The organism is Streptomyces humidus (assembly GCF_014649655.1).
Classification (GTDB): domain Bacteria; phylum Actinomycetota; class Actinomycetes; order Streptomycetales; family Streptomycetaceae; genus Streptomyces; species Streptomyces humidus.
Map to the genome: position 1 here is coordinate 152,116 of NZ_BMTL01000001.1, position 25,648 is coordinate 177,763.

A 25,648-nucleotide genomic window follows, 5' to 3' on the forward strand; every position below is an offset into this window, starting at 1 on the left:
GGTCCTACCGGTCAGCGGCCGCCGTGCCCAGGCCGGTGCGCGCGAACGCCTCGTGGAAGCCGGGGAAGGTCTTGCGGACGCAGCCGGGGTCGTCGAACGAGATTCCGGGGACGCGCAGGCCGGTGACCGCGAACGACATGACGATGCGGTGGTCGCCGTACGTCTTGACGTCGGCGCCGGTGGGGACGGCGCCGGGCCGGATCTCGATCCAGTCCGGGCCGGTGACCACCTCCACCCCCATCCGGCGGAGGTTCTCCGCACAGGCCTCCAGCCGGTCGCACTCCTTGACCCGGGTGTTCGCCACGTCCTCGATGCGCACCGGTCCGGAGGCGAAGGGGGCGATGGCGGCGAGCGTCGGCATGGTGTCCGAGATGTCCCGCATGTTGACGGTGATGCCGCGCAGTTCGCCCGTCCCGGCCACCGTCGTGCGGTCGGCGCCGACCTCCACCCGGGCGCCCATCCGGCGCAGGACGTCGACGAAGCCCAGGTCGCCCTGGAGCGCGCCCGCGCCCAGGCCCGGCACGGTCACCTCGCCGCCGGTGACCACGGCCGCCGCGAAGAAGTAGCTCGCGGTCGACGCGTCCGGCTCGATGGCGTAGGTGGTGGCCCGGTAACCGCCCGGCGGGACGACGTAGGTGTTCCCCTCGCGGCCCACGTCCGCCCCGAAGGCCCGCATCATCGCGATCGTGATCTCCACGTACGGCGCGGAGACCAGGTCCGTGACGGTGACGCGCAGCCCGGTGCGGGTGAGCGGGCCGAGCAGCAGGAGCGCGGTCAGGTACTGGGAGGACTGGCCGGCGTCCAGCACGACCTCCCCGCCCTCGACGCCGGCCGCCCGCACGGTGAGCGGGTGGTGGCCCTCCGCCTCCTCGTGCCGCAGATCCACGCCCAGGTCGCGCAGGGCGCGGGTGAGCGGGAGGAGGGGGCGGCGGCGCATCTGGGGGGAGGCGTCGAAGCGGTAGACGCCGTGGCCCGCGGCGGCGAGGGCGGGCAGGAAGCGTGCCGTGGTCGCGCCGTCCCGGCAGTAGACGTCCGCCTCGGCGAGCGCCGGTCCCTGCGGGCGGCCGTCGATCTGCCAGGCGTCCGGTGTCCGTCCGACGCGGTAACCGAGCCGGGTCAGGCCCTCGGCGAACCCCTCGGTGTCGTCCGAGCGAAGGGGGCGCCGGAGAGTGGTGACTCCGTCGGCGGCCGCGGCCAGGAACAGGGCGCGGGCGGTGAGGGACTTGGAACCGGGGATGTCGACGAGGGCCATGCCCCTCATGATCCCGCGCCGGTCCGCCCCACTGCCGGTACGTCCACGGGATGGACGAGTGTCGGGACCGTTCCCTCCGGGTGAACGGCCCGAGGGACGGCCGAAGGGACAGCGGGAGGCGCGACGGAAGGCGCGGCGGGAGAGACGGCCGTAGGAACCGCCCCAGGAAGGGCCGGAGGAACGGCCGCGGGAACCGCCGCAGAGGCCGCCGGAACCTCCGCGGGGACGGCCGCAGGAAGGGCGGGACGGACCGCCGAGGTCGGTGGTGCGGGCCGCCGAGCGCCGTCGTCCGTCCGGCCGGTCTTCCTCGCGGGCGCCAGGGAGGTCAGCGCCACCCCGCCCGCCAGCAGGGCGGCGGCGCACCAGCGCGGCCCGCTCACCGACTCGCCGAGGAACACGGCGGCCGACGTCATGCCGAAGACCGGGACCAGGAGGGAGAAGGGGGCGACGGTGGAAGCCGGGTGGCGGTGCAGCAGCCAGCCCCAGGCGCCGAACCCGAAGACGGTCGTCACCCACGCGACGTAGGCGAGCGTGCCCGCGCCCTGCCAGTCCAGGTCGCGCAGGGCGGCCAGGTCCCGTGCCGGGCCTTCGGTCAGGAGGGAGAGGCCGAGCAGCGGCAGGACCGGGACCGTGCTGACCCACACCATGAAGTTCAGCGCGTCCGGCGGGGACGCCTTGCGGGTGAGGACGTTCGACGCGCCCCAGCAGGCCGCCGCCGCCACGACCAGGGCGAACGCGCCGAGCGGTCCCGTGGCGCCCTCGTCCGCGGCCGCCACTCCGATGCCTGCCAGGGCCACGGCCATGCCCAGCAGACGGATCCGGGTGGGGCGTTCGCCGAGCACGGCGAAGGCGATGACCGAGGTGAACACCGACTGTATCTGCAGGACCAGCGAGGACAGGCCGGCCGGCATGCCCGCGTCCATGCCGACGAACAGCAGCCCGAACTTCGCGACGCCCAGCACGAGTCCGACCGCCAGGATCCACTTCCAGGCCACCTTCGGACGGCCCACCAGGAAGACGGCGGGCAGCGCCGCCACCAGGAAGCGCAGGGCGGAGAAGAGCAGCGGCGGGAAGTGGCCGAGGCCGATCTCGATGACGGTGAAGTTGACGCCCCAGACGGCGGCGACGAGGACGGCGAGGGCGAGGTGAGCGGGTCGCATGCGTCGAGGATCGCCCGCCCCGACCGTGAAGCACCAGCGATGATTTCTGCATGGTTGGATGAAGCAACGCTGATCTGTCACCGAGTCTCCAGGAGCCTGCCGTGCTCGATCTCCAGCGTCTGCGCGCCCTGCACGCCGTCTCGGTGCACGGGACGGTCGGCGCCGCGGCCGCCGCCCTCGGCTACACCCCGTCGGCGGTCTCCCAGCAGCTCGCCAAGCTGGAGCGGGAGACCAGGACCGTACTGCTGGAGCGGGAGGGGCGCGGCATCCGGCTCACTGACGAGGCCCTGCAACTCGTCGCCGCGGCAGCGGAGTTGCTGGCGATCGTGGAGCGGACCGAGACCGCGCTGGAAGAGCGGCGCGGGGTGCCGGCCGGACGGCTGACCGTCGTGGCGTTCCCCTCGGCGGCCCGGGGCCTGCTGCCGTCCGTGCTCGCCGAGCTGGCGCGCGAACACCCCGCCCTGGACGCCCGGCTCGCCGAGGTCGACCCGCATCTGTCGGTGGACCTGGTCGCTAAGGGGGCCGTGGACCTCGCCGTCGCGCACGACTGGGACATCGCGCCGCTGCCGGCCCCGGCCGGCGTCGAGCAGGCGGTGATCGGGGACGACGCGTGCGACCTGCTCGTCCCCGAGGGGCATCCCTTCGCCGGGCGGACCGGGGTGCGGCGGGAGGAGCTGGGCGGCGAGCGATGGATCTGCCAGCCGCCGGGCCGGGTCTGTCACGACTGGCTGGTGCGCACGCTGCGCGCCGCGGGACACGAGCCCGACCTCGTCCACACGGCCGAGGAGAACCCGACCCTGGTCGCCCTGGTCGCGGCCGGGCTGGGGGTGGCCCTCATCCCGCGGCTCGGGCGGGGCCCGCTGCCGCCGGGCGCGGTGGAGGTGCCGCTCGACCCGACGCCCGTACGGCGGCTGTACGCGCTGTGGCGGGCGGGGGCGGCACGGCGACCGGCGATCGCGGAGACGGTGCGGGTGCTGCGCGAGCAGTGGCCCCACGTGTCGGCCCATCGGCCTGAACACCAGCCCTGAACACCGAACGTGAACGCCGGGGGCGCGCCTTCTCCAATGCGCCGATGTCGGCGCCCCCGCGGGTAGCGTGCGCCACCGTCCCCCACCGGAAGGAGCGCACATGCCCTCCAGACGCACCGTTCTCGCCGTCGGCGCCGGCGTCACCGCCGCCCTCGCCGCGGGCGGCACGGCCCGCGCGGACGACCGCCGGCCCGAGGCCCTCCTGTCGCGTATGACCCTGCGGGAGAAGGTCGGCCAGGTCTTCGTCTCGCGGGTCCACGGCCACTCGGCGACCGCGCCCGACCCGGCGGACGCCGAGGCCAACCTCGCCGACTTCGGCGTGCGCACGGCCGCCGAGCTGCTCGCGCGGTACCGGCTCGGCGGGATCGTCTACTTCACGTGGGCGCACAACACCCGTGACCCGAGACAGATCGCCGAACTGTCCGACGGCCTTCAGCGGGCGTCCCTCGGGCAGCCGCGCGGTCTGCCGGTGCTGATCTCCACCGACCAGGAGCACGGTGTCGTCTGCCGGGTGGGCAGGCCGGCCACCCTCTTCCCGGGCGCGATGGCGATCGGCGCGGGAGGCGACCGGGCCGGCGCCCGCACCCTCGGGCTGCTCGCGGGCCGCGAGCTGCGGGCCATGGGCATCCGGCAGGACTACTCCCCCGTCGCCGACGTCAACGTCGACCCGGCGAACCCGGTGATCGGCGTCCGCTCGTTCGGCGCCGACCCGGACGCGGTGGCCGCTCTGGTCGCGGCGGAGATCGAGGGCTACCGGGCCGCCGGGGTGGCGGCGACCGGCAAGCACTTCCCGGGGCACGGCGACACCTCCGTCGACAGCCACACCGGTTTCCCCGTCATCACCCACACGCGCGAGGAGTGGGAGGCGCTGGACGAGCCGCCCTTCCGGGCTGCGGTCGCGGCCGGCGTCGACTCCCTGATGACCGCGCACATCGTCGTCCCGTCCCTCGACGCCTCCGGCGACCCCGCCACCCTCTCCCGGCCGGTCGTCACCGGCCTCCTGCGCGAGCGGCTCGGCTTCGACGGGGTCGTGGTCACCGACGCCCTCGACATGGCGGGCGTGCGCACCAAGTACGGCGACGACCGGGTGCCGGTGCTCGCGCTGCGGGCGGGCGTCGACCAGCTCCTCAACCCGCCGAAGCTGGACGTGGCCTGGAACGCCGTCCTGAACGCCGTGCGGGACGGTGAGCTGACCGAGGAGCGGCTCGACGAGTCGGTGCTGCGCATCCTGCGCCTGAAGGCGCGGCTGGGGCTGTTCGACGATCCCTACGTGCGCGCGGGCGAGGTCGGGCGGACCGTGGGCGTCCCGGCCCATCTGGCGGCGGCCGACCGGCTCGCCGAGCGGACGACGACGCTGCTGGTCAACGAGGGGCCGGTGCTCCCGTTGTCCGCTCGGACCCACCCCCGGATCCTGGTGCTGGGCGCCGACCCGGCCTCCCCCACCGGCACGACGGGCCCGCCCACCGGGGTCCTCGCCGCCGCCCTCACCGCACTCGGCTTCACGGCGACGGCCCTGCCGACGGGCACCGCCCCCTCGCCCGAGACGGTCACCCGTGCGGTGGCCGCCGCGGCCGGGGCCGACGCCGTGGTGGTCGCGACCTACGACGTCACGGCGGACAGCTCGCAGCGCACCCTGGTACGGCAACTGGCGGCGATCGGACGGCCGGTGGTGGCGGTGGCCGTCCGCAACCCCTACGACGTCGCTCAACTCCCCTTCGCCAAAGCCTGTCTGGCGACCTACTGCTGGACCGACGTCGAACTGCGGGCGGCCGCCCGGGTGATCGCCGGCGCGGTCTCCCCGCACGGCCGGCTCCCGGTGCCCGTGCGACGGGCGGACGACCCAACACGGGTGCTGTACCCGATCGGACACGGCCTGACGTACTGAAGGGTGTTGCACAAGGTTGTGTCTGGGCAGGTCAGGGCCCGTGGAGGCAGTCCTCTGGTCATGATGCGAGCGCGAGATTGTGCATGAGGGCGACGGCCTGGACCGCGTGGTGGAGGCCGTCGCCGCGCTGCCGGCAGTCGCGGAGGATCTTGTAGTTCTTCATCCGGCCGATCACATGCTCCACCCGTGCACGCACCTTGCGGTGCGCGGCATTGTCGGCTTCCTCACCCGGCAGCAGAGGCCGGCGCGGGCGTTTGCGGTGCGGCACGACCATTCCGCAGTTGAGGTAGGCGCCGTCGCCCAGGACGGTCACGCCCTGGCAGCGGTCGCTCAGCCCTGAGGCCCGCCAGGCGTGCGCGTCCGCGGTGGTGCCCGGCACCGGGTGAGCGGCGGCGACCACCAGGCGGGTGTCGGCATCGACGATGACCTGCACGTTCGCGGAGAACCGGTAGTTGCGTGACGATGAGCCGGCGAGGGGGCCGAAGGCCGCAACGAGCCGACGGTGGAGTCGACCGACACGGTCCAGTCGATGTCGTCGAGGGCATCGGCTGCTGCCAGGACGGCGGCGAAGATCTTCTCCCACGTGCCGTCGACAGCCCACCTGATCAGCCGTTTGTGCGCGGTCTGGAACGAGCCGAGTTCCTCGGGCAGGTCCCGCCAGGGCGAGTTGGTTCGGTACTTCCACGCGATGGCCCCGAGCGTGCGGCGGTGGTCGGCCCACCGCCGTCCGCGGACCGGATCGGCCGGCATCAGCGGCTCGATCCGATCCCACATCGCATCAGTGATCACTAACCGGCCAGGCACATCCGATCAGCTGGCGAAGCAGCTGTAGATGTTCGAATCCGGTCATCCAACCGTCCTGCGGCGAAGATGGACCGGCAGCGTCCGGTGACCGTTGCTGATCAAAGTGGGCAAAGGCTTCAACTGGGCTTCTGGAACGGCCAGTTCGATGTCGGGGAAGCGGGTGAAAAGCAGGCGCAGCGCCGTGGCCACTTCCAGACGGGCCAGCGGGGCGCCCAGGCAGAAGTGGACGCCATGACCGAACGAGAGGTGGTCTTTTGTCGGCCGGGTGACGTCGAAGAGGTCGGCGGTGGGACCGTGCCAGTCCGGGTGGCGGTTGGCGGCAGCGTAGGAAGCGAGGATCGCGTCGCCGCAGGGGATCGTCCCGCCGCCGGGCAGGGGGATGTCCGTAAGGGCGTAGCGCAGAGGCAGGTGCTTGATGGCGGGTTCGTGGCGCAGGGTTTCCTCCACGACGTCGTCCCAAGTTGCCCGGCCCGCGCGGAGATGGCCGAGCTGTCCGGGGTTGGTCAGCAAGGCGGTGGCCGCCTGGTCGATGACGTTCACCGTGGTCTCGTAACCGGCGCTGATCATCAGCAAGAGCGTGTCGCGCAGCTCGCGGTCGGTGAAACCGTCACCATCGCCCTCGTCGTCGCGTGCGGCGATGAGGAGAGTGGTCATGTCGTCGGCGGGTTCGGCGCGTTTGGTGGCGATCAGGTCGTCGAGGGCTTCGTAGAGGGATGCCGTGTTCTCGGCAGCCCGCGCGGCGGTGGCCGTGGTGTCGAAGACGCCGTCCACCACGGTGCGGAAGCCCCGCAGTTGGGTGCCGGGGATGCCCATGAGGCGGCCGAGGACCGCGATGGGCAAGGGGTAGGCGAAGTGTTCGCGCAGGTCCACGCTCTGACTGGAAGGCCGTGTGTCGAGGTCATCGAGGAGGGCGGTGACGATCGACTCCACTGTCGGCCGCAGGTCCTGGATGCGGCGGGCGCTGAGCGCTGGCGCGACCATCCGGCGCAGCCTGCGGTGGTCGCCGCCGTAGGCCGTGAACATGCTCTCCACCGCGATCCACAGGGCGAGCGGCCACGTGGACACGGTGTCGGCGTAGGCGGGCCAATGAGCGCGGCCGTCCTTGGAGACCTGCGCGCTGGTGAGCAGCTGCTTGAGCAGGGCGGGGTCCGTAACCGACCAGACGGTCAGGCCCAGGATGTCCACGCGGGTAGCCGGGCCGCGCGCGCGTAACGCCTGGTGCTCGGCGTGGTGGTCAGAGGCTTCGGGGTCCAGCACGAGGGGCGACGACTGTGGGACCTGTTCGGGCATGGAGGTTCCTCCAGGGCGGGCGGCCGGGTGACGGCAGTTCGTGTCGTTCATGCGGTGAGCCGACGCCCTCTCTGTCGGCCTCGTACAACTGACAGTGCAATCGGGCGACTTGTGACACGCCGGTCGCTCGGACGGCCCGTCCTGCGACCCCTCAACAGTTGACGAGCACGTCACCGAGCACGTTCTCAAGCGGGTCTGCACGGCGATCGGTCGTCGTCGAGGTGTGGGCATGTCCTCGGGCGCGTGTCACAAATCGTCGTCGGGCCTGGTCGTATCCGACGACCTTCGGCCGACGGATGCCGACTTGAACTGAAGGCGTCATCGTAGGCCGTTCCGCCGAAAAGATGCAGGACGTCATGAGTCAGTCCACGACCATATTCACCGCCTGGTACCGGCCGATGCTGGCTCGCCAGGCCGGTGAGGAGCATCGTGCCGCCAGTGCTCTGGAGTTGTTCTTCGATCTGTGCTTCGTGGTGGCTGTCGCGCAGGCATCATCCGCGTTCGAGCACGAGTTGGTGTCGGGCCGTCCGGGCCGGGGTCTGCTCGGTTATGCGCTCGTGTTCTTCGCGATCTGGTGGGCCTGGATGAATTTCACCTGGTTCGCGTCGGCCTACGACACGGACGATGTCCCCTACCGGCTCCTGACGTTGGTTCAGATCATCGGTGCGCTGGTGATGGCCGCGGGGGCCTCCGCGGCCCTGGAGCACGGGGACTTCGCCGTCATCACCTGGGGCTATGTGGTGATGCGGCTTGCCATGGTCAGTCAGTGGGTGCGTGCCGCCTGTACGGATCGGGAACGGCGGCGGTCCGCGTTGCGATACGCCGTGGGCATCTTGGTGCTGCAGGTTGCGTGGCTGGTGCGGCTGGCTGGGCCGGTGGACGGCGGGACCGTCACGTTCGCCGTCCTGGCCGTGCTGGAACTGGCGGTGCCGGTCTGGGCCGAGCGTGCTGAGGGCACCGCCTGGCACCCTCAGCACATAGCCGAGCGCTACGGTCTGTTCACGTTGATCGTGCTCGGTGAGTCCGTGATGGCCGCAGGCCTTGCCGTCGGTGCCGCGCTGGAGACTCACCAGCGGCTCGGGGCCGTCCTGCCGGTCGCGCTGGGCGGGCTGCTGACCGTCTTCGCGCTGTGGTGGATGTACTTCGCCCAGGACGCGCCTCGGCGGCTGCGGACGCAGAGGACGGCGATGTCGTGGGGCTACGGGCACTATGTGGTGTTCGCCGCAGCAGCTGCCGTCGGTGCGGCGCTCGCGGTCAATGTCGCTCATGTCACCGGCGATCGTGCGCTGACCGATGTCCAGGCCGCGGCCGTGTACACGGTGCCTGTCGCCCTCTTCGTCACCTGTGTGTGGTTGCTGCACCGGCGGGCCGCCCAGGTGTCCGCGGCGGGCAATGTTCTTCCGCCTGCCGCGGCTGTGGTCGTCCTGTCCTTGACGTTCGCACCGTTTTCCGTGCTCGGTACCGGGGTCGTCGCCTCGCTCCTCATCGCGGGCTCTGTCGTCATTGCACGGCGTGAAGAGGAGGAGTCCGGTTCTTGACGGGTCTGCCGCAGGGCGGCAGCCGTGTGCGGGCTAGAGCGTGTCTCTTTGGTGGGCTCATCAGTTGATCGGATGCGCCTGGCCGGTTAGTGATCACTGATGCGATGTGGGATCGGATCGAGCCGCTGATGCCGGCCGATCCGGTCCGCGGACGGCGGTGGGCCGACCACCGCCGCACGCTCGGGGCCATCGCGTGGAAGTACCGAACCAACTCGCCCTGGCGGGACCTGCCCGAGGAACTCGGCTCGTTCCAGACCGCGCACAAACGGCTGATCAGGTGGGCTGTCGACGGCACGTGGGAGAAGATCTTCGCCGCCGTCCTGGCAGCAGCCGATGCCCTCGACGACATCGACTGGACCGTGTCGGTCGACTCCACCGTCGTTCGGGCCCACCAGCACGCCGCCGGAGCACTCAAAAGGGGGCCGAAGGCCGAGGCAAGCCGGCTGACCACGCACTCGGACGCTCCCGCGGTGGGCTGAGCACCAAGGTCCACCTGGCGGCGGACGGCCGTGCCCGGCCTCTGGCCATCACCGTCACCGCGGGCCAGGCCGGTGACGCGCCCGCCTTCGAGACGGTCATGGCCCGCATCCGGGTGCCGAGGACCTGCCCCGCCATGGTCTTGGCCGACCGCGCGTACTCATCCCGCGCGATCCGCGGTCACCTGCGCAGGCGCCAGATCCGCGCGGTCCTCCCCAGCCATCGGACCAGATCGGCCATCGCCTGCGACGCGACCGCCGAGGCGGACGCCCGCCCGGCTTCGACAGCGACGCATACAAGCAGCGGAACACCGTCGAGCGGTGCATCAACCGCCTCAAACAGTGGCGCGGCCTGGCCACACGAACCGACAAACTCGCCATCGCCTACCAGGCCGCCCTCCGCCTCGCCGCCATCCTCATCTGGGCACGGCGCTGACCAAGGAGACAGAACCCAGGCCCGGTCCGGGTCCCCAGCGGGACCCGGACCGGGCCTGGAGGGCCCTGAACGGGCATCGCCCGCCCGGCGCCGCGGGAGGGCCGTGGGACCCGGGCGCGGCGCCCGGCGTCCACGGCCCTCCCGGTCCGGCCGGTGGCCGGTGTCCGTCGGCGTGCGTCGGCGTGCGTCGGCGTGCGTCGGCGTCCTGTTACGGGCGCAGTGCGGGCTCACGCTCCACGTCACGCACGTCCAGCTTCGCGTCGAACTTCGCCAGCGGCCTCGCCTGGGACACCGTCGGCGCCGGGACGCCCGCCCAGTCCAGGATGCGGGCCGTGGCCAGCGCCTTCTGGTCCGCGACCAGGCCGGCCACGTTCGCGCCGTGGTTCAGGCCGGGAGCGGTGAAGACGTAGCTGTCCTTCGCGCCCTTGCCCAGCCGGAACCGCTCGGCGCCCCACGGGTCGTTCTGCCCGTAGACGAAGAGCATGTGCCGGGCGTTGTGCCGTACCCACGAGTCGACGTCGCGCATCGCCCACGGCTGGAACGTCATCGGGATGTCGCGGGGGACGAAGTTGCGCGGCGGCTGGTAGCCGTAGCGGACGTACTTCTTCTCGATGTACGGGAAGTGGATGGTGGGCGCGCCGAGTTGGGTGCCCGCCTGGTAGTAGTACGGGGTGTACGTCGCCAGGCCCTGGTCGGCGTAGGCGGAGAAGCCGGAGATCGTGTCGACCGAGTTCCAGATCTCGTCGTCCGTGGCCTTGGCCGCGTCCGCCGGGACCGAACCGCAGTCGGACAGCAGGCTGTACTGCCAGAAGCCCCAGACGTAGTCCAGGACGACCGCCTCGTAGGCGCGGTCGAGGCTGCCGACGGTGGTGAAGGTGTAGCCGTTCTCCGCCGCGTACGCCGCGTACTTCTTCTCCAGCGGTTCGCGGCGCACCAGCGCCTCGCGCTGGACGGCGTTCAGCCGGTCGCGGCACTCCTTGGTGCCGACGGAGGCGAAGAAGCGGTCGTAGGCCGAGTCCTCGTCGTTGACGACGTCGTTGGGTGCCACGTAGGCGACGACGCCGTCCATGTCCCTGGGGTAGAAGCGCTCGTAGTAGGTGGCCGTCATGCCGCCCTTGGAGCCGCCGGTGGAGATCCACCGCTTGCCGTAGATCTTCTTCAGCGCCTCGAAGATGCGGTGCTGGTCGCTCGCCGCCTGCCAGATGTCGAGCTTGGACCAGTCCGCCGGGGAGGGACGGGACGGGGTGAAGAAGCGGTACTCCATGGAGACCTGGTTGCCGTCCACGATCTGGGTGGGCTCACGGCGGCCCGGCGTGGTGGAGACGTTGTAGCCGCCGGTGTAGAAGACCGTCGGGCGGCTGACGTCCTTGTGCAGCACCGTGATCCGCTGCTGGAACGTGCCCTTCTCGGGGTGCCTGTGGTCCACCGGCTGGGTGTAGTCGAGGACGAAGTAGCGGTAGCCGGGGTACGGCTTCTCCTGGACCAGGCTCATGCCCGGTACGGCGAGGAGCCGGTCCTTGATGTCGACGGCCTCCGGTTCCGCGGCGGTGGCCGCTCCCGCCGTGCTCAGCGTGCCTATGAGCACCATGAGCGCGAGCAGCCATCTGAGCGCCTTGCGCATGCGCGTGCACCCTCCCTGTGAGACAGATGTGCGTCGCCGGAAGGTATCGGAGCAACACCCGTCACACCAGAGGGGATTGGCACTTCACCCGGTGGTCAGCACTGGAACCAGCCGGAACGGTACGAGACTCCGGCCACCGCTCCCGTCACCCGCACGTAGCGGTGGCCCGCGTACACCCGCACCGGCGGGGAACTGCGGGTGTCCCACCTCGACTTCGGCACGGCGCGCAGTCCGCGTGGCTGAAGGCTCACCGAGATCGGCCGCCTCGCGCCCGGGCGCTTCTGGACGGTGACGGCGCAGACGTAGCCGCCGTCGCGGAAGACCTGCACCGAGCCGGTGGCGAAGGGCAGGGTGCGCACCTTGCGCCCGGGGCAGCCCGCGGCGGAGGCGGAGGCGGCCTGGGCGCTGCCCGGCGCGACGACGGCGAGCAGACCGGACACGATCAGCAGGACGAGCCCCACCGCCAGCCGTCCGCCCACCGCGCCCCTCGCCTCCTGCGGCCCCGAAGCGCCTGTGCCCACGGTCCCGTCCCTCCCACGTTCCCCGTACGCGCCGGCCGTTCACGACAGCCGTTCACGCCGGCCGTACGCAATGGCCGTACTGATGTACGGACGCCCGACACATGGCGAACGGTTGCGCGACCACGCCCCCGCGCGGAACGGCCGTCGGGACGACCCCACGGGCCTCCGCCCCTGGCGCCGCCACCCCACCGGCCCCCGCCCCGGTCACACGGCCGCAGGCGCGTCCTCGCCCACGAAGGTGCGCCACAGCCGGGCGTAGCGGCCCTCCAGTGCCAGCAACTCGTCGTGTGTGCCGTCCTCGACCACCCGGCCGTGATCCATCACCACGACGCGGTCCGCTCGGGCGGCGGTGGTCAGGCGGTGAGCGACCACCAGGGTGGTGCGGCGGCCCGCCAGACGGTCCGTGGCCTGGTTGACCTGGGCTTCCGTCGCGAGGTCGAGGGCGGCCGTCGCCTCGTCGAGGAGCAGCACGTCCGGGTCGACGAGCTCGGCGCGGGCCAGTGCGATCAGCTGGCGCTGGCCCGCGGAGAGGTTGCGGCCGCGTTCGGCGACCGCGTGCAGATAGCCGCCGTCGAGGGTGGCGATCATCTCGTGCGCGCCGACCGCCCGCGCCGCGGCCTCCACCTCGGCGTCGGTGGCCTCGGGCCGGCCGTAGGCGATGGCGTCACGGACGGTGCCGGGGAAGAGGTACGCCTCCTGCGGGACGACGCCCAGCCGGTGGCGGTACGAGGTGAGGTCGAGGGCGCGCAGGTCCGTGCCGTCGACCGTGACGCGGCCGGCGGTGGGGTCGTAGAAGCGGGCCACCAGTTTGACGACGGTCGACTTGCCCGCGCCGGTCTCGCCGACGAAGGCGACGGTCTGGCCGGCCGGGATGATCAGGTCGATGCCGGTCAGGGCCTCTTCGGGTTCATCGGCGGACCCGTATGCGAAGTGCACGTTCTCGAAGGCGATCTCGCCGTTCAGCGAGCGGACCTCGCGCGGCTCGTCGGCGGACTCCGTGGACGTCGGCTCGCGCAGCAGCTCCTGGATGCGGCCCAGGGAGACGGTCGCCTGCTGGTAGCCGTCGAAGACCTGGGAGAGCTGCTGGACGGGGGCGAAGAACAGGTCGATGTAGAGGAGGTAGGCGACCAGGGCGCCGGTGGTCAGGGTCGCCGCCTCGATCCGGCCCGCGCCCGCTATGAGGACGGCCGCCGCCGCGACCGACGACAGCAGCTGCACGAACGGGAAGTAGACCGAGATCAGCCACTGGCCCCTGATGCGCGCCCTGCGGTAGCTGTCGGAGCGCTCCGCGAACCGCGCCCCGCCGTCCCGCTCGCGCCGGAAGGCCTGCACGATCCTGAGCCCGGACACCGACTCCTGGAGGTCGGCGTTGACCGTCGACACGCGCTCGCGGGCGAGTTCGTACGCCTTGACGCTCGCCTTGCGGAAGAAGTACGTGGCGACGGCCAGGGGCGGGAGCGTGGCGAAGACGACCAGCGCCAGCTGCACGTCGATGACCAGCAGCGCGATCATGATGCCGAAGAAGGTGACGACCGAGACGAAGGCCGTGACCAGACCGGTCTGCAAGAACGTGGACAGGGCGTCGACGTCCGTCGTCATCCGCGTCATGATCCGGCCGGTCAGCTCCCGCTCGTAGTAGTCGAGCCCGAGGCGCTGGAGCTGGGCGAAGATCTTCAGGCGCAGGGTGTAGAGGACCCGTTCGCCGGTGCGGCCCGTCATCCGGATCTCGCCGGTCTGCGCGATCCACTGCACCAGCACGGAGAGCAGCGCGAGCAGGGAGGCGGTCCAGACGGCGCCCAGCGCCATCCGGGTCACGCCCTGGTCGATGCCGTGCCGGATCATCACCGGCAGCAGCAGGCTCGTCCCGGCGTCGACGGCGACCAGCGCGAGGCTGACGAGGAGGGGCGCGCGGAAGCCGCGCAGCAGCCGGCGCAGGCCGTACGACTCCTCCGGCTGCACCGCCCGTTCCTCGTCGACGTCCGGCGTGTCGACGGCCGGGGGCAGCGCCTCGACCTGGGCGAGGAGGCCGGGGGTGGCCGGCGTCCCGGACAGGGCGGTGTCCTTCGGCTCGCGGTCGCCCGTCCACAGCCGGGGGGTCACGCCGCGCTCGGCGTCGAACTCGGCGTCCAGCTCGTCGCGGACGGTCGTGTCCTCGCCCTGCTCGACCTGCCGGGCGTGGCCGGGCGAGACGCCGCCGAGCTCGTCGGGGTCGGTGAGCAGGCGACGGTAGAGCGCGGAGCGTTCCTGCAGCTCTTCGTGGGTGCCGAGGTCGGCGAGCCGGCCGCCGTCGAGGACGGCGATGCGGTCGGCGAGGTTGAGGGTGGAGCGGCGGTGGGCGATCAGCAGGGTCGTGCGGCCCTGCATGACCTGCTTGAGGGCCTCGTGGATCTCGTGCTCGACCGCCGCGTCCACCGCGGAGGTCGCGTCGTCCAGGACGAGCAGGCGCGGGTCGGTGAGGATCGCGCGGGCGAGCGCGACGCGCTGGCGCTGGCCGCCGGAGAGGGTGAGGCCGTGCTCGCCCACCGTCGTGTCGTAGCCGTCGGGCAGCTCGGCGATGAACCGGTCGGCCTGGGCGGCGCGGGCCGCGGCCTCGACCTCCTCCTGGGTCGCGCCCGGACGGCCGTAGGCGATGTTGGCGCGGACCGTGTCGGAGAACAGGAAGGAGTCCTCGGGGACCAGGCCGATCGCGGCCCGCAGCGAGTCGAGGGTGAGCTCGCGCACGTCGTGGCCGCCGATGAGGACGGCGCCCCGGGTGACGTCGTAGAAGCGGGGCAGCAGGAGCGAGACCGTGGACTTCCCCGAGCCGGACGAACCGACGACCGCCAGGGTCTCGCCGGGGCGTATCTCGAAGGTGAGGCCGTCGAGGACGGGGTGGTCGGGGTCGTAGCCGAACGCGACGTCGTCGAACTCGACGGTGGCGGGGGCGTCGGCGGGCAGTTCCCTGACGCCGTCCTTCATCGACGGCTCGGTGTCGATCAGTTCCAGGACGCGCTCGGTGCCCGCACGGGCCTGCTGGCCGACCGTGAGGACCATGGCGAGCATCCGGACCGGGCCGACGAGCTGGGCGAGATAGGTGGAGAAGGCGACGAAGGTGCCGAGGGTGATGTGGCCGCGCACGGCCAGCCAGCCGCCGAGCGCCAGCATGGCGACCTGGCCCAGGGCCGGGACGGCCTGGAGAGCCGGGGTGTAGGCGCTGTTCAGCCGGATGGTGCGCAGCCGGCCCGCGAAGAGCCGGCGGCCGACCTCGCGCAGCTTGCCGGTCTCCTGGTCCTCCTGCCCGAAGCCCTTCACCACGCGGACGCCGCTGACGGCGCCGTCGACCACGCCCGCGACCGCCGCCGCCTGGGCCTGCGCGTACCAGGTGGCGGGGTGCAGCTTCGTCCGGCTGCGCCGCGCGATGTACGCGAGGGCGGGCGCCACGGCCAGGGCGACGAGGGTCAGCGGGAGCGACAGCCACGCCATGATCACCAGGGAGATCAGGAAGAGGAGCAGGTTCCCGATCGTCATCGGGAGCATGAAGAGCAGGCCCTGGATGAGCTGCAGGTCGCTGGTGGCGCGGCCCACCACCTGGCCGGTGGACAGCTCGTCCTGCCGGCGGCCGTCGAGCCGGGTGATCGTGTCGAACATCTCGGTCCGCAGATCGTGCTGGACGTCGAGGGCGAGCCGTCCGCCGTAGTAGCGGCGCACGTAGGTGAGCGCGTAGACCAGCACGGCGGCGGCTATCAGCGCGCCGGCCCAGGGGGCCATGTCACGGGTGTGGGCGCCGATGACGTCGTCGATGATCACCTTGGTGACCAGCGGGACGAGCGCCATGACGGCCATGCCGCCCAGGGAGGAGCCGAGGGCGAGGACCACGTCCGCCGGATGACGCCAGGCGTATCGGGCCAGCCTGCGCGCCCAGCCCCGTCGCTGCTCCCCCTGCTGCGCTGCCACGCCGGTGCCTTCCTGTCGTCCTGCTCTGCCGGAAGGCACCAACGCCGAAGCAAGCGGATTTCATCCCTCCGCAACAATCGGGGCGCCGCGCGGCGGAGCGGTCAGACCCTGACGTGCAGGAACAGGAACCGGGTCGTCTGCGCCGCGTTCTGGTTGTCGTCGCTGACCAGGAGCACCCGCAGGCCGCCCCGGTCGCGGCCGGTGACCGCCATGCCCTCGAGGGTGTCGAGGAGGGGGTTCGGCTGGGGCTGCCTGGCGGTGACTCCCTGTGACGGGCAGGTCGCGAGGTCCGTCAGGAGGGTCTTGCGGATCGGACGCACGCCCGCCTGTCCCGTCAGGTTCTCGATGCCGGCCGTGTCCGTCGCGTGCCGCGGGTCGGCCGGGTAGAGGCGGACGGTGTTGCCGACGCCGGCGGTGAAGCCGCGATCCAGGACGGCGGACCGGCGTTCAGGACGCGGCGAGGTCCCGGTGGATCACCTTGGCGACGCCCTGGATGGTCGCGATGCCGTAGTCCATCGTGGCGTTGCCCTGGGTCAGGACGGTGATGACGTAGTCGTGGCCGCCGCCCTTGAAGGTGCCGATGCTGTGCACCCGCCAGGCCTGCGTGGCCCGCGACAGCCAGCCGTTCTTGACGCGCCAGGTGACGCCGGAGGGCCGCCCGAACGGCGTGCCCCAGCGCTGCGAGGGTATGACCTGGCCCATCAGCGTGTTGACGTAGGCGCGCGAGGCGTCGGTGAGGACCGCGTTCTTGGCGGTGAGCAGCTTCAGCAGCTTCTGCTCGTCGTTGGCGGTGATCTGGGTCAGGCCCCAGTAGTTGTCCGCGCCGGGCCTGGTCTGGGTCATCTTCGCGGCCGTCAGGAAGCCCCCGATCTTCGTCAGGCCCAGTTGCTTCCACAGGGTGGAGGTGGAGGCGTTGTCCGACTTGGTGATCATGGCGGTGGCGAGGGACTTCTCCTGGCCGGTCAGCGCCCGGCCGGTCTGCTGCGCGTCCCACAACAGCGCGGACAGGACGGTCACCTTGACGACGCTGGCGGAGTCGAACGCGGTGGAACCGCGCAGAAAGCAGGTGGTCTCGGCGGTGCGGTCGTAGAGGCCGACGGCGATCGTGCCCCGGCGGCCCGCGACCGCGGCGGTGATGTCCTTCTTCAGCTTGGTCGCCAGAGCGGCCTTGGTCGAGGTGCAGCTGACGGTCGCGGTGGCGGCCGAGGCGGGCGCTGCGGCCACCCCGGTGACGAGAAGACCGGCGCCGAGCCCCGCGGCGAGCAGGCGTGCGCGCCGTGTCGTGCTGGATGTCCCCTGATTCATGCCCAGTTGACACACGAGTTCACAGGAATGGTTGTACGAATCCGTCGCACGAATCTTCGGGCGCCGGAGAGATCGCGGTCAACGCGTCATCGCGGCAGGCGCGTTCTCACAGGCCACGGCCAGGTTCGGCACAGCGGCCACCCACAACGGCCGTACAGCATGCGCAGGGTGACATCTGCCACCGATCCCCTCCCCCACCCGACCGTGTCCCCCGACTGGGCGCCGCCGGCGCCGGCGGCCGGGGCGCCGCCACCGGACCGGGCGCCGCGCTGGTCCCTTCCCGCGCTGCTCGCGATCCTGGTCCTCGCGGCGGTGCTCTACGGCTGGAACCTGTCGGGCAGCAGCCTCAACAGCTTCTACAGCGCCGCCGTCTACAGCGGTACGAAGAGCTGGGAGGCGTGGTTCTTCGGCTCGCTCGACGCCGGCAACTTCATCACCGTCGACAAGCCGCCGTTCGCGCTCATGGTCATGGGTCTGTCCTGCCGGATCCTGGGCTTCGGCACCTGGCAGATGATGCTGCCGGAGGTCGCGGCGGCGCTGGGCACGATCTGGATCCTGCACGCCACCGTGAAGCGGGCGTTCGGCCATGCGTCCGCCGCCCTCGCGGCCCTCGTGCTCGCGCTGACGCCGATCACCGTCGCCATCAACCGCGACAACAACCCAGACACGGTCCTGGTCCTGCTGATGGTCGGCGGCGCCGCCCTCGCGCTGCGCGCCACGCGCGACGACCGGCTGCTGCCGCTGCTCGGCTCCGCGGTGTGCTTCGGGCTCGCGTTCAACACCAAGATGCTCCAGGGCTACATCGCCCTGCCCGCGGTCTTCGCCGTGTACCTGTACGCGTCGGGGCTGGGGTGGCGGAAGAAGGCCGTGAACCTGGCGCTGGCCGCCGTGGCCCTGGCCGTCTCCAGCTTCTGGTGGGCCACGGCCGTGTCCCTGGTGCCCGCCGACGACCGCCCGTACATCGGCGGTTCGACGGACGGCAGCGCCTGGGACCTGATCATGGGCTACAACGGCCTGGGCCGGGTCCTCGGCGGCGAGGGCAACGGCGGGGGCGGCGGCGGAGGCGGCGGCACCTTCGCCGGGACCGCGGGCATCGGCCGGATGTTCAACGACGTCCTCGGCGGCCAGATCTCCTGGCTGATCCCCTTCGCGGGCATCGCGCTCGTCGCCGGCCTGGTGCTGTGCGGCCGCGCCCCGCGCACCGACATGACGCGCGCCGCGCTGGTCCTGTGGGGCGGCTGGCTCGTGCTGCACTATCTGACCTTCGCCATGGCCGAGGGCACGATGCACCCGTACTACACCACCGCGCTCGCTCCGGGCGTCGCGGCGCTGTGCGGGGGCGGCGGCGTCATGCTGTGGCGGGCCTTCCGCGGCGGCGACGCCCGCTGGTCGTGGGTGCTGCCCGCGGGGCTCGCGGTCACCGGCGTCTGGGCGATCGTGCTGCTGCGCCGGGCCACCGGCTGGAACACCTGGCTGTGGCCCGCCGTCGGCGTGGTCATGATCCTCGCGGTCGTGGGCCTGTGCGTACTGCGGTCGGCGAGCTCCGGCGCCAGGGTCCGGCTGCTCGGCGTGTCCCTCGCCGCGGCGATCGTGGCGGCCCTCGCGGGACCCACGGCGTACGCCGCCTCACCGGCCTTCGGTTCGTCCGGCGCGATGATGGGCGGCACCAACCCGACGGCGGGTCCGTCCACCGGGAGCGGCATGGGCGGCCCCGGGGGCGGCCGGGGCGGCTTCGGCGGCGACGGCGGGCCCGGCGGCCGGTCGCCGGGGGGCACGCGGCAGGAGGGCGCCGAGCAGGGCGGCCCGGGCGGCGGCGGATTCCCCGGGGGCGGCGAACTCCCGCAGGGCGGCGGCACGGGCGAGGCTCCGAGCGGGGCTCCGAGCGGTCAGGGCGGCCAATCGGGCAGCGCTGACGGCGAGTTGCCCGGCGCAGGCGCCCAGGGCGGCGAGAACGGCACGGCGCCCGGCGGCACCACGGGCGGCGCGCCAGGCGGCATGGGCGGCGGCATGGGCGGCACCGACAGTGCGCTCGTCTCGTACCTGGAGAAGCACCAGGACGGCGCCACCTGGCTGATCGCGGTGTCCAACTCGCAGAGCGCGGGCCAGCTGATCCTGAGCACCGGCAAGCCCGTCATCTCGATGTTCGGCTTCACCGGCTCCGACAACGCGATGACGTTGGCCAGGCTCAAGGAGCTGGTGAAGAAGGGCGAGCTGCACTACATCCAGCTCGGCGGGGGCGGCGGTCCGGGCGGCGGGAACAACAGCCTGCTCACCGAGATCACCGCCTGGGTGCAGAAGAACGGCACTGCGGTGAAGGAGAGCGCGTACGGCGCGACTTCGACGTCGTCCTCCGGGGCCTCGTCTGCTGCGCAGGGCAGTCAGTCGACGGTCTACCGGCTGGACTCCTCCGACGTGAACTGACCGGCCGGCCCCCACCACACCGACGGCCCCCGACCTTGCGTCGGGGGCCGTCTCGCGCATGCCGGCTCGCGTGGGACAGGGGCGATTTGCCGCGTCCCGTCATCCGATCGACATGTCAGGTTCATTGCCATGACCGCATGTGCATGTCACTCTCCCGATTGCCGCCTTCAATCAACCCGCGTAGATCGGACACCCCACATGCTGGCGACACGCATACGCCGATGGAAGTCGGTGGCGCTTGCCACCACCGCCGTCCTGGTCGGCATCACCGCGCCCACGCTCACCGCGACCCCCGCCGCGGCGACCACGACGGCGTACGACTCGACGTACTACAAGAACGCGGTCGGCAAGACGGGTTCGAGCCTGAAGTCGTCCCTGCACACGATCATCAGCGCCAACGTCTCGAAGATCTCGTACTCGGCCGTCTGGAACGCGCTGAAGGTCACCGACCAGGACCCGAACAACAGCAGCAACGTGATCCTGATGTACAGCGGCGCCTCGCGCAGCAAGTCCCTCAACGGCGGCGCCGTCGGCGACTGGAACCGCGAGCACGTGTGGGCCAAGTCGCACGGCGACTTCGGCGAGGTGACCGGTCCCGGCACCGACCTGCACCACCTGCGCCCCGCGGACGTGACGGTCAACAGCATCCGCGGCAACAAGGACTTCGACAACGGCGGCAGCACGGTCTCGGGCGGCGGCGGAAGTCTCACCGACTCCGACTCCTTCGAACCGCGCGACGCCGACAAGGGCGACGTGGCGCGCATGATCCTCTACATGGCGGTCCGCTACGACGGCGGCGACGGCTTCGCCGACCTGGAGCCGAACGAGAAGGTCAACAACGGCAGCGCCCCGTACATCGGCAAGCTCTCCGTCCTCAAGGCGTGGAACGAGCAGGACCCGCCGAGCGCCTTCGAGGAGAAGCGCAACCAGGTCATCTACGACACCTACCAGCACAACCGCAACCCGTTCATCGACCACCCGGAGTGGGTCGAGGCGATCTGGTAGTCCACGGCTGAGGCCGAAGAGGCTGAACTCCCTTGCCTGAGCGGGAGTTCAGCCTTCCTCACCGAACATCACCCATCCAGAGCCGCCGATCGATGCGAGCGCGGACGGAAGAGGCTTTGTGGTGGTACGTCCGCACGCTCGGTGGGGGGCGGACGGGTCAGGTGCCGGGGCCTACTTCAGGGGCGGCGCCGGCGGCCTCGCCATCGTGAGGCAAGGGCAGACGGTCTCCCCTGCTCCGGGCGATGCGATGCACGTCGTGGAGCGATTCGGACAATCGTGCCGCAAGGAAGCGGAGTTGGGGTGTGGTGGCCTTGTCGTCACCGAGGAGATCAGTGGCGTGGTCGAGGAGGTCGTCGGCCATGTCGAGCTGGACGGCTTCGACGTCGTCGGCCATGCGGGAGAGACGACTGGTGCCGGTGTCGTCGGCGAGGAGGTAGCAGGGGTTGCCGTCGAGGTTGGACCAGGGCAGGAGGCGAGGCCGGGCGGCTGTGGAGGCGGTGGTGTCGCGACTCTCGTAGATCACGCGGCGGTCACCTCGGCCCCGTGGGTTCGGCGCGAGCCGATGTCGACACCGTGGATGCGCCGTGGCCCTACGTCGACGCCGTGCACAGCGAGCCAGAGGGTCCGCCGACGGGCGCGCTGCTGCCGGGCCTGCGCGCGCTGTTCGTGGGCGAGGAGATAGGGACGCACGAGCCGGGAGTCCTCGCCGCGGAGGAGGTCTTGGTGCGGGGAGGGACGGCGGCCGGGCGCCGCCGGGGCGGCCGGCACGGGGGTGGGCCGCGCCGCTCCCCCGGCGCGATGCCGATTCCGGTGCCGGTGCCGCCCGGAGGCAGGCCACAGCAGCCGCAGCAGCGGCTCGACGAGGCGGGCGATACGGTGCAACACGTCTTCAACTCCAGCGTGGTTGAGGGCCATGCCCCCGGGCCGTCGATAGCGGTAGCGGGGGTCTTCGCTGCACGAGGGCAGGTCGACGTGCATGGACATCGCTGAGTAGCGATCCACTCACAGAGTGAGACCGGTCGGGCTAGGCTCGCCAGGGGGTCAGAGGTGACAACGCATCTGTCACATGGGAGTTGACGATGAGCAACATCTATGGGGAGTGGTTGAAGGCGCAGCGCGAGGCGGCGGGGCTGACGCAGCAGGAGCTGGCGACGGCGGCCGTCATGACGCGTTCGCACATCGCCCACATCGAGGCGGGGCGGCGCACCCCGTCCAAGGAGGACGCAAGACGCCTCGACAGGGCGCTGAACACGGGAGATGTGCTCAGCAGCTTCCTGCCGGACGCCGACACCGCTGTCGCGGGGTACTTCGAGGCGGCCCTCCAGCTCGAACAGCAGGCGACGATGATCAGGGAGTTCGCCCTGTCGTTCATCCCCGGCATCCTCCAGACGGAGAGGTACGCACGTGCGGTTCTGAGCACGTCGTTCCCTCCCGTGGGTGAGGTGGAATGTGACAGGCTCGTTGTCACACGCCTTGAGCGGGCGAAGATCCTTGAGGACCCCGTGACGCCCGTAGTGTGGGCACTACTGGATGAGGCCGTGCTGCGGCGGGTGGTGGGCGGGCCGGAGGCCATGGCGGAACAACTCCGCCACATCGTGAAGCTGGTGGAATCAGGACGCGTACGCGTCCACGTGTTGCCCTTCGGGCTGGGGGTTCACCCCCTCATGCAGAGCATGCTCACCCTGCTCAAGTTCGAGGATCAACCGCCGGTGGCGTACTCCGAAGGCATCCAGGTGGGCAAGATTCACGACTCCCCCGCCATGGTCGACCGTCTCGAAGGCACCTACGATCTGGCGCTAAGCGACTCAATGCCGCTCAAGGAGTCATTGGCCCTGCTGAGGGCGACAGCAAAGGACTACGAAGCCCGTGAATGAACACAGCATCCCCGACGCGTCCTCCCTGCACGGCTGGCGCAAGTCGACGTACAGCGGCAACGAAGGCGGCAGCTGCATCGAAGTCCTGGACGGTTATCCGACCGGCGTCCCGGTCCGGGACTCCAAGGCTCCGCAGGGCCCCGCGATGGTCGTCCCAACAGCCGGCTGGACGTCATTCGTTGCGGCAATCAAGGACGACCGCCTGTCCGCCTGACCGCTCACCGCCACGATTCGCCCAGCCCGCAGCCCTGGGGACGGGTCCGCCGCCGTGCCCTCAGGCCGTCATGCCAGAAACGGTGATTCGCCCCGACAACAGATCGTCCACCAGGTCGATTCGTTTGGATCAGCGTGATCAGTCCGAGCCCAGGTGTGTCGCCGCGAACATCCGCAGCACCGCCGGGAGCACGACCACCGAGGGGCCCGGTGAGCGCAGCGCCTTCGCCAGGTCCGCCTCCAGGGTCTGCGGGGACGTCCGCACGCCCGGCACACCGAAGGACTCCGCCAGCGCCACGAAGTCGGGGCGGGTCAGATCCGTGGCCGTCGCCTCGCCGAAGGCGTCCGTCATGTACGCGCGCAGGATGCCGTAGCCGCCGTCGTCCACGATCAGCCAGGTGACGTTCAGGTCGTGCTGGCGCGCGGTGGCCAGTTCGGCGACCGAGTACAGGGCGCCGCCGTCGCCGGACACCGCGAGCACCGGGCGGGTCGGGTCCGCGACCGCCGCGCCCAGGGCCGCCGGGAAGCCGTAGCCGAGGCCGCCCGCTCCCTGGGCGGAGTGCATCAGGTTGGGGGCCCCGGCGTCGAAGGCGGACCAGGCCCAGTACGCGAGGACGGTCATGTCCCAGAAGGACGCGGAGCCGGCGGGCAGCGCCCTGCGCACCGACGCCAACACGTCCTGTTCCAGGGTGAGTTCCTGGGCGGCGATGCGGTCGGCGACCTTCGCCAGCAGCGTCCGGACGCGCTCGGGGGCCGTCGGGTCGTCCCGCTCGGACACCGTCTCCAGCAGGGCCTGCAGTGCGAGGCGGGCGTCCGCGTGGATGCCCAGCGCCGGGTGGTTGGACTCCAGTTTGCCGAGGTCCGCGTCGATCTGCACGATCCTGCCCCGGGGCCTGAACGTGTGGTAGTTGGAGGAGAGTTCACCCAGTCCCGAGCCGACGACCAGGAGCACGTCGGCGTCCTCCAGGAAGTCCGTCGTGTGCCGGTCCTCCAGCCAGGACCGCAGGGACAGCGGGTGGTTCCAGGGGAACGCGCCCTTGCCGCCGGGGGTCGTGACGACCGGGGCCGCGAGGGTCTCCGCCAGCTGCCGCAGCTTGCCCGACGCGTCCGCCCGCACCACGCCCCCGCCCGCGACGATCGCCGGGCGGACGGCGGTGGACAGCAGGTGCGCGGCGACGGCCGTCAGCTCGGGGCGCGGCGGCAGTTCCTCGGGAAACGCGTCGCCGCCGGTCACCACCGGGATCGCCGTCCCGGCCAGCAGCACATCCTGCGGGATCTCCACCCACACCGGGCCGTGCGGGGCCGACAGCGCCGACTTCCAGGCCGCCTCGATCGCCGAGGGGATCTGGGACTGGGCGCGGACCGTGTGGACCGACTTCACCACGCCCCGGAACGAGGCCGCCTGGTCGGGGAGTTCGTGCAGGTAGCCGTGGCGGCCGCCGCCCAGCCCGGCCGTCGGGACCTGGCTGCAGATCGCCAGGACCGGCGCGGAGGCGGCCGCCGCCTCCTGCAAGGCTGCCAGAGAGGTCAGCGCGCCCGGTCCGGTCGACAGCAGCAGCGGCGCCGCCTCGCCGGTGATCCTGCCGTACGCGTCCGCCGCGAAGCCCGCGTTGTTCTCCACTCGCAGGCCGACGTAGCGCAGGTCGGAGCGGCGCAGGGCGTCGAAGAGGCCGAGCGCGTGCTGGCCGGGCAGGCCGAAGACCGTCGTCGCGCCGAGGGCGGCCAGGGTCTCCACGACCAGGTCTCCGCCCGTGCGGCCGGGGGGAGGGTTCAGCGCGGCCTCCGTCTGCGCGGCGGTCGGGCGGAGCACCAGGTCGTGGTCGTGGGTCACGTGCCGTCGTTCTCCTCGCGGGCCCCGGCGATCTGCCGGGCCATGATCGTGGTCAGTTCGTACGCCGTGTGGGACGCGGCCACCGACGTGATCTCCGCGTGATCGTACGCGGGGGCCACCTCGACGACGTCCGCCGAGACCAGGTTGCACGAGGCCAGGCCGCGCAGGATCTCCAGCAGTTCGCGGGAGGTCATGCCGCCCGCCTCGGGGGTGCCGGTGCCGGGGGCGTGGGCCGGGTCGAGGCAGTCGATGTCGATGGAGATGTAGAGGGGGCGGTCGCCGATGCGCTGCCGCAGCTGGTCGGCGACCTCGTCGGCGCCGCGGCGGTAGACGTCCGCCGAGGTGACGATGCCGAAGCCCATCTTCTCGTCGTCGGTCAGGTCCTGCTTGCCGTAGAGCGGGCCGCGGATGCCGACGTGGGAGAGGGCCTCGGTGTCGAGGATGCCCTCCTCCACCGCCCGGCGGAACGGGGTGCCGTGGGTGTACTCGGCGCCGAAGTAGGTGTCCCAGGTGTCGAGGTGCGCGTCGAAGTGGAGCAGGGCGACGGGGCCGTGCCGCTTGGCGACCGAGCGCAGCAGGGGCAGCGCGATGGTGTGGTCGCCGCCCAGGGTCATCAGGCGCGCGCCCGTGCCGAGCAGGTCGTCCGCGGCCGCCTCGATCGTGTCGACGGCCTCGTTGATGTGGAAGGGGTTCGCGGCGATGTCACCGGCGTCCGCGACCTGGGCGAGGGCGAACGGGGAGGCGTCCTGCGCGGGGTTGTAGGGCCGCAGCAGCCGGGACGCCTCGCGGATCGCGTTGCCGCCGAAGCGCGCGCCGGGCCGGTAGGAGACGCCGGAGTCGAACGGCACGCCCACCACGGCGACGTCGGCGCGGCCGACCTCGTCGAGACGGGGCAGCCGGGCGAAGGTCGCCGGGCCCGCGTACCGCGGGACGCGGGAGGAGTCGACGGGGCCGCGGGGCGTCTCACTGCTGGTCATGGTCCACTGCCTTCTGTCCGGGGGTGCTTCTCACGATAGGTGGCCGGACCAGGGCCGCGAAGTGTACTTTTCCTCCAT

At 71.7% G+C, this 25,648-nt stretch carries 17 protein-coding genes and 5 pseudogenes; 8 read left to right on the forward strand and 14 right to left on the reverse strand.

Features of this window, described 5'->3' with window-relative positions:
• Positions 1–4 precede the first annotated feature (4 nt).
• Positions 5–1,252, reverse strand: a complete 1,248-nt coding sequence (gene aroA, locus IE239_RS00655) for a 3-phosphoshikimate 1-carboxyvinyltransferase (protein WP_190147211.1) — start codon at positions 1,250–1,252, stop codon at positions 5–7.
• Positions 1,253–1,500: 248 nt separating this feature from the next.
• Positions 1,501–2,412 (reverse strand): annotated as a pseudogene (locus IE239_RS00660) (EamA family transporter); the annotation flags it as partial.
• Between the two features lie 101 nt (positions 2,413–2,513).
• Here IE239_RS00660 and IE239_RS00665 point away from each other — a divergent pair.
• Both IE239_RS00665 and IE239_RS00670 read left to right on the forward strand, forming a co-directional pair.
• Positions 2,514–3,440, forward strand: coding sequence for a LysR family transcriptional regulator (locus IE239_RS00665; RefSeq protein WP_190147213.1), 927 nt, complete (start codon positions 2,514–2,516; stop codon positions 3,438–3,440).
• Between the two features lie 100 nt (positions 3,441–3,540).
• On the forward strand, positions 3,541–5,325 hold the full coding sequence (locus tag IE239_RS00670; RefSeq protein WP_190147214.1) for a glycoside hydrolase family 3 protein: 1,785 nt from the start codon (positions 3,541–3,543) through the stop codon (positions 5,323–5,325).
• Between the two features lie 58 nt (positions 5,326–5,383).
• Here the strand turns inward: IE239_RS00670 and IE239_RS00675 are convergent.
• The 3 genes and pseudogenes from IE239_RS00675 to IE239_RS00685 all read right to left on the reverse strand — a co-directional run.
• Positions 5,384–5,794: pseudogene (locus IE239_RS00675) on the reverse strand (transposase family protein); the annotation flags it as partial.
• Positions 5,761–6,099, reverse strand: a pseudogene (locus IE239_RS00680) (transposase); the annotation flags it as partial. The pseudogenes IE239_RS00675 and IE239_RS00680, both read right to left, overlap by 34 nt.
• 72 nt (positions 6,100–6,171) lie before the next feature.
• Positions 6,172–7,419 (reverse strand): cytochrome P450 family protein, encoded by a 1,248-nt coding sequence (locus tag IE239_RS00685; protein WP_190147215.1) that lies wholly within the window; start codon positions 7,417–7,419, stop codon positions 6,172–6,174.
• A 356-nt stretch (positions 7,420–7,775) separates the two neighbouring features.
• Between IE239_RS00685 and IE239_RS00690 the strand changes: the two genes are divergently transcribed.
• Together IE239_RS00690 and IE239_RS00695 are read left to right on the forward strand one after the other, a co-directional pair.
• A complete protein-coding gene (locus IE239_RS00690) occupies positions 7,776–8,957 on the forward strand; it encodes a low temperature requirement protein A (protein ID WP_190147422.1) in 1,182 nt (393 codons plus the stop codon).
• 104 nt (positions 8,958–9,061) lie between these two features.
• Positions 9,062–9,869 (forward strand): annotated as a pseudogene (locus tag IE239_RS00695) (IS5 family transposase).
• Positions 9,870–10,077: 208 nt separating this feature from the next.
• Here IE239_RS00695 and IE239_RS00700 read toward each other — a convergent pair.
• From IE239_RS00700 to IE239_RS00720, 5 genes and pseudogenes are all read right to left on the reverse strand, one after another.
• Entirely contained in the window at positions 10,078–11,490 is a 1,413-nt protein-coding gene (locus IE239_RS00700) for a S28 family serine protease (RefSeq protein ID WP_190147216.1), read from the reverse strand.
• Positions 11,491–11,585: 95 nt separating this feature from the next.
• Positions 11,586–12,011 carry a hypothetical protein gene (locus IE239_RS00705; protein WP_229877642.1) on the reverse strand — a complete coding sequence of 142 codons (426 nt, stop codon included), beginning with the start codon at positions 12,009–12,011 and terminating at the stop codon, positions 11,586–11,588.
• 204 nt (positions 12,012–12,215) lie between these two features.
• Complete coding sequence (locus IE239_RS00710) at positions 12,216–15,944, reverse strand: ABC transporter ATP-binding protein (protein WP_190147217.1); 3,729 nt, start codon at positions 15,942–15,944, stop codon at positions 12,216–12,218.
• 101 nt (positions 15,945–16,045) lie between these two features.
• Positions 16,046–16,396, reverse strand: a pseudogene (locus IE239_RS00715) (esterase-like activity of phytase family protein); the annotation flags it as partial.
• The gene (locus IE239_RS00720) at positions 16,392–17,249 is read right to left on the reverse strand and encodes a serine hydrolase (protein WP_190147218.1); all 858 of its coding nucleotides are present in this window, start codon (positions 17,247–17,249) and stop codon (positions 16,392–16,394) included. The gene IE239_RS00720 and the pseudogene IE239_RS00715, both read right to left, overlap by 5 nt.
• A gap of 168 nt (positions 17,250–17,417) precedes the next feature.
• On the opposite strand from IE239_RS00720, the gene IE239_RS00725 reads away from it, so the two are divergent.
• The gene (locus tag IE239_RS00725; RefSeq protein WP_190147219.1) at positions 17,418–19,670 is read left to right on the forward strand and encodes a mannosyltransferase YkcB-related protein; all 2,253 of its coding nucleotides are present in this window, start codon (positions 17,418–17,420) and stop codon (positions 19,668–19,670) included.
• A gap of 198 nt (positions 19,671–19,868) precedes the next feature.
• Complete coding sequence (locus IE239_RS00730) at positions 19,869–20,675, forward strand: endonuclease I family protein (protein WP_190147220.1); 807 nt, start codon at positions 19,869–19,871, stop codon at positions 20,673–20,675.
• A 157-nt stretch (positions 20,676–20,832) separates the two neighbouring features.
• Here the strand turns inward: IE239_RS00730 and IE239_RS00735 are convergent, their stop codons facing one another.
• Positions 20,833–21,198: a hypothetical protein gene (locus IE239_RS00735; protein WP_190147221.1), complete on the reverse strand. Its 366-nt coding sequence runs from the start codon at positions 21,196–21,198 to the stop codon at positions 20,833–20,835.
• Positions 21,195–21,677 (reverse strand): hypothetical protein, encoded by a 483-nt coding sequence (locus tag IE239_RS00740; RefSeq protein WP_229877644.1) that lies wholly within the window; start codon positions 21,675–21,677, stop codon positions 21,195–21,197. The genes IE239_RS00735 and IE239_RS00740 overlap by 4 nt, the downstream gene beginning before the upstream one ends.
• A 77-nt stretch (positions 21,678–21,754) precedes the next feature.
• Between IE239_RS00740 and IE239_RS00745 the strand changes: the two genes are divergently transcribed.
• Positions 21,755–22,549, forward strand: coding sequence for a helix-turn-helix domain-containing protein (locus tag IE239_RS00745; RefSeq protein WP_190147222.1), 795 nt, complete (start codon positions 21,755–21,757; stop codon positions 22,547–22,549).
• Positions 22,542–22,763 (forward strand): DUF397 domain-containing protein, encoded by a 222-nt coding sequence (locus tag IE239_RS00750; RefSeq protein ID WP_190147223.1) that lies wholly within the window; start codon positions 22,542–22,544, stop codon positions 22,761–22,763. Before IE239_RS00745 ends, IE239_RS00750 begins: the two co-directional genes overlap by 8 nt.
• 138 nt (positions 22,764–22,901) lie before the next feature.
• Here the strand turns inward: IE239_RS00750 and IE239_RS00755 are convergent, their stop codons facing one another.
• Positions 22,902–24,593: a thiamine pyrophosphate-binding protein gene (locus tag IE239_RS00755; protein ID WP_190147224.1), complete on the reverse strand. Its 1,692-nt coding sequence runs from the start codon at positions 24,591–24,593 to the stop codon at positions 22,902–22,904.
• Positions 24,590–25,570 carry an agmatinase gene (gene speB, locus IE239_RS00760; RefSeq protein WP_190147225.1) on the reverse strand — a complete coding sequence of 327 codons (981 nt, stop codon included), beginning with the start codon at positions 25,568–25,570 and terminating at the stop codon, positions 24,590–24,592. Before speB ends, IE239_RS00755 begins: the two co-directional genes overlap by 4 nt.
• Between the last annotated feature and the right edge of the window lie 78 nt (positions 25,571–25,648).

What these genes read in the sequence shown, in the direction of transcription:
- aroA (WP_190147211.1), bottom strand. Translation starts at nt 1,252, where the DNA reads ATGGCCCTCGTCGACATCCCCGGTTCCAAGTCCCTCACCGCCCGCGCC.
- IE239_RS00670 (WP_190147214.1), top strand. Translation starts at nt 3,541, where the DNA reads ATGCCCTCCAGACGCACCGTTCTCGCCGTCGGCGCCGGCGTCACCGCC.
- IE239_RS00685 (WP_190147215.1), bottom strand. Translation starts at nt 7,419, where the DNA reads ATGCCCGAACAGGTCCCACAGTCGTCGCCCCTCGTGCTGGACCCCGAA.
- IE239_RS00690 (WP_190147422.1), top strand. Translation starts at nt 7,776, where the DNA reads ATGAGTCAGTCCACGACCATATTCACCGCCTGGTACCGGCCGATGCTG.
- IE239_RS00700 (WP_190147216.1), bottom strand. Translation starts at nt 11,490, where the DNA reads ATGCGCAAGGCGCTCAGATGGCTGCTCGCGCTCATGGTGCTCATAGGC.
- IE239_RS00720 (WP_190147218.1), bottom strand. Translation starts at nt 17,249, where the DNA reads ATGAATCAGGGGACATCCAGCACGACACGGCGCGCACGCCTGCTCGCC.
- IE239_RS00730 (WP_190147220.1), top strand. Translation starts at nt 19,869, where the DNA reads ATGCTGGCGACACGCATACGCCGATGGAAGTCGGTGGCGCTTGCCACC.
- IE239_RS00745 (WP_190147222.1), top strand. Translation starts at nt 21,755, where the DNA reads ATGAGCAACATCTATGGGGAGTGGTTGAAGGCGCAGCGCGAGGCGGCG.
- speB (WP_190147225.1), bottom strand. Translation starts at nt 25,570, where the DNA reads ATGACCAGCAGTGAGACGCCCCGCGGCCCCGTCGACTCCTCCCGCGTC.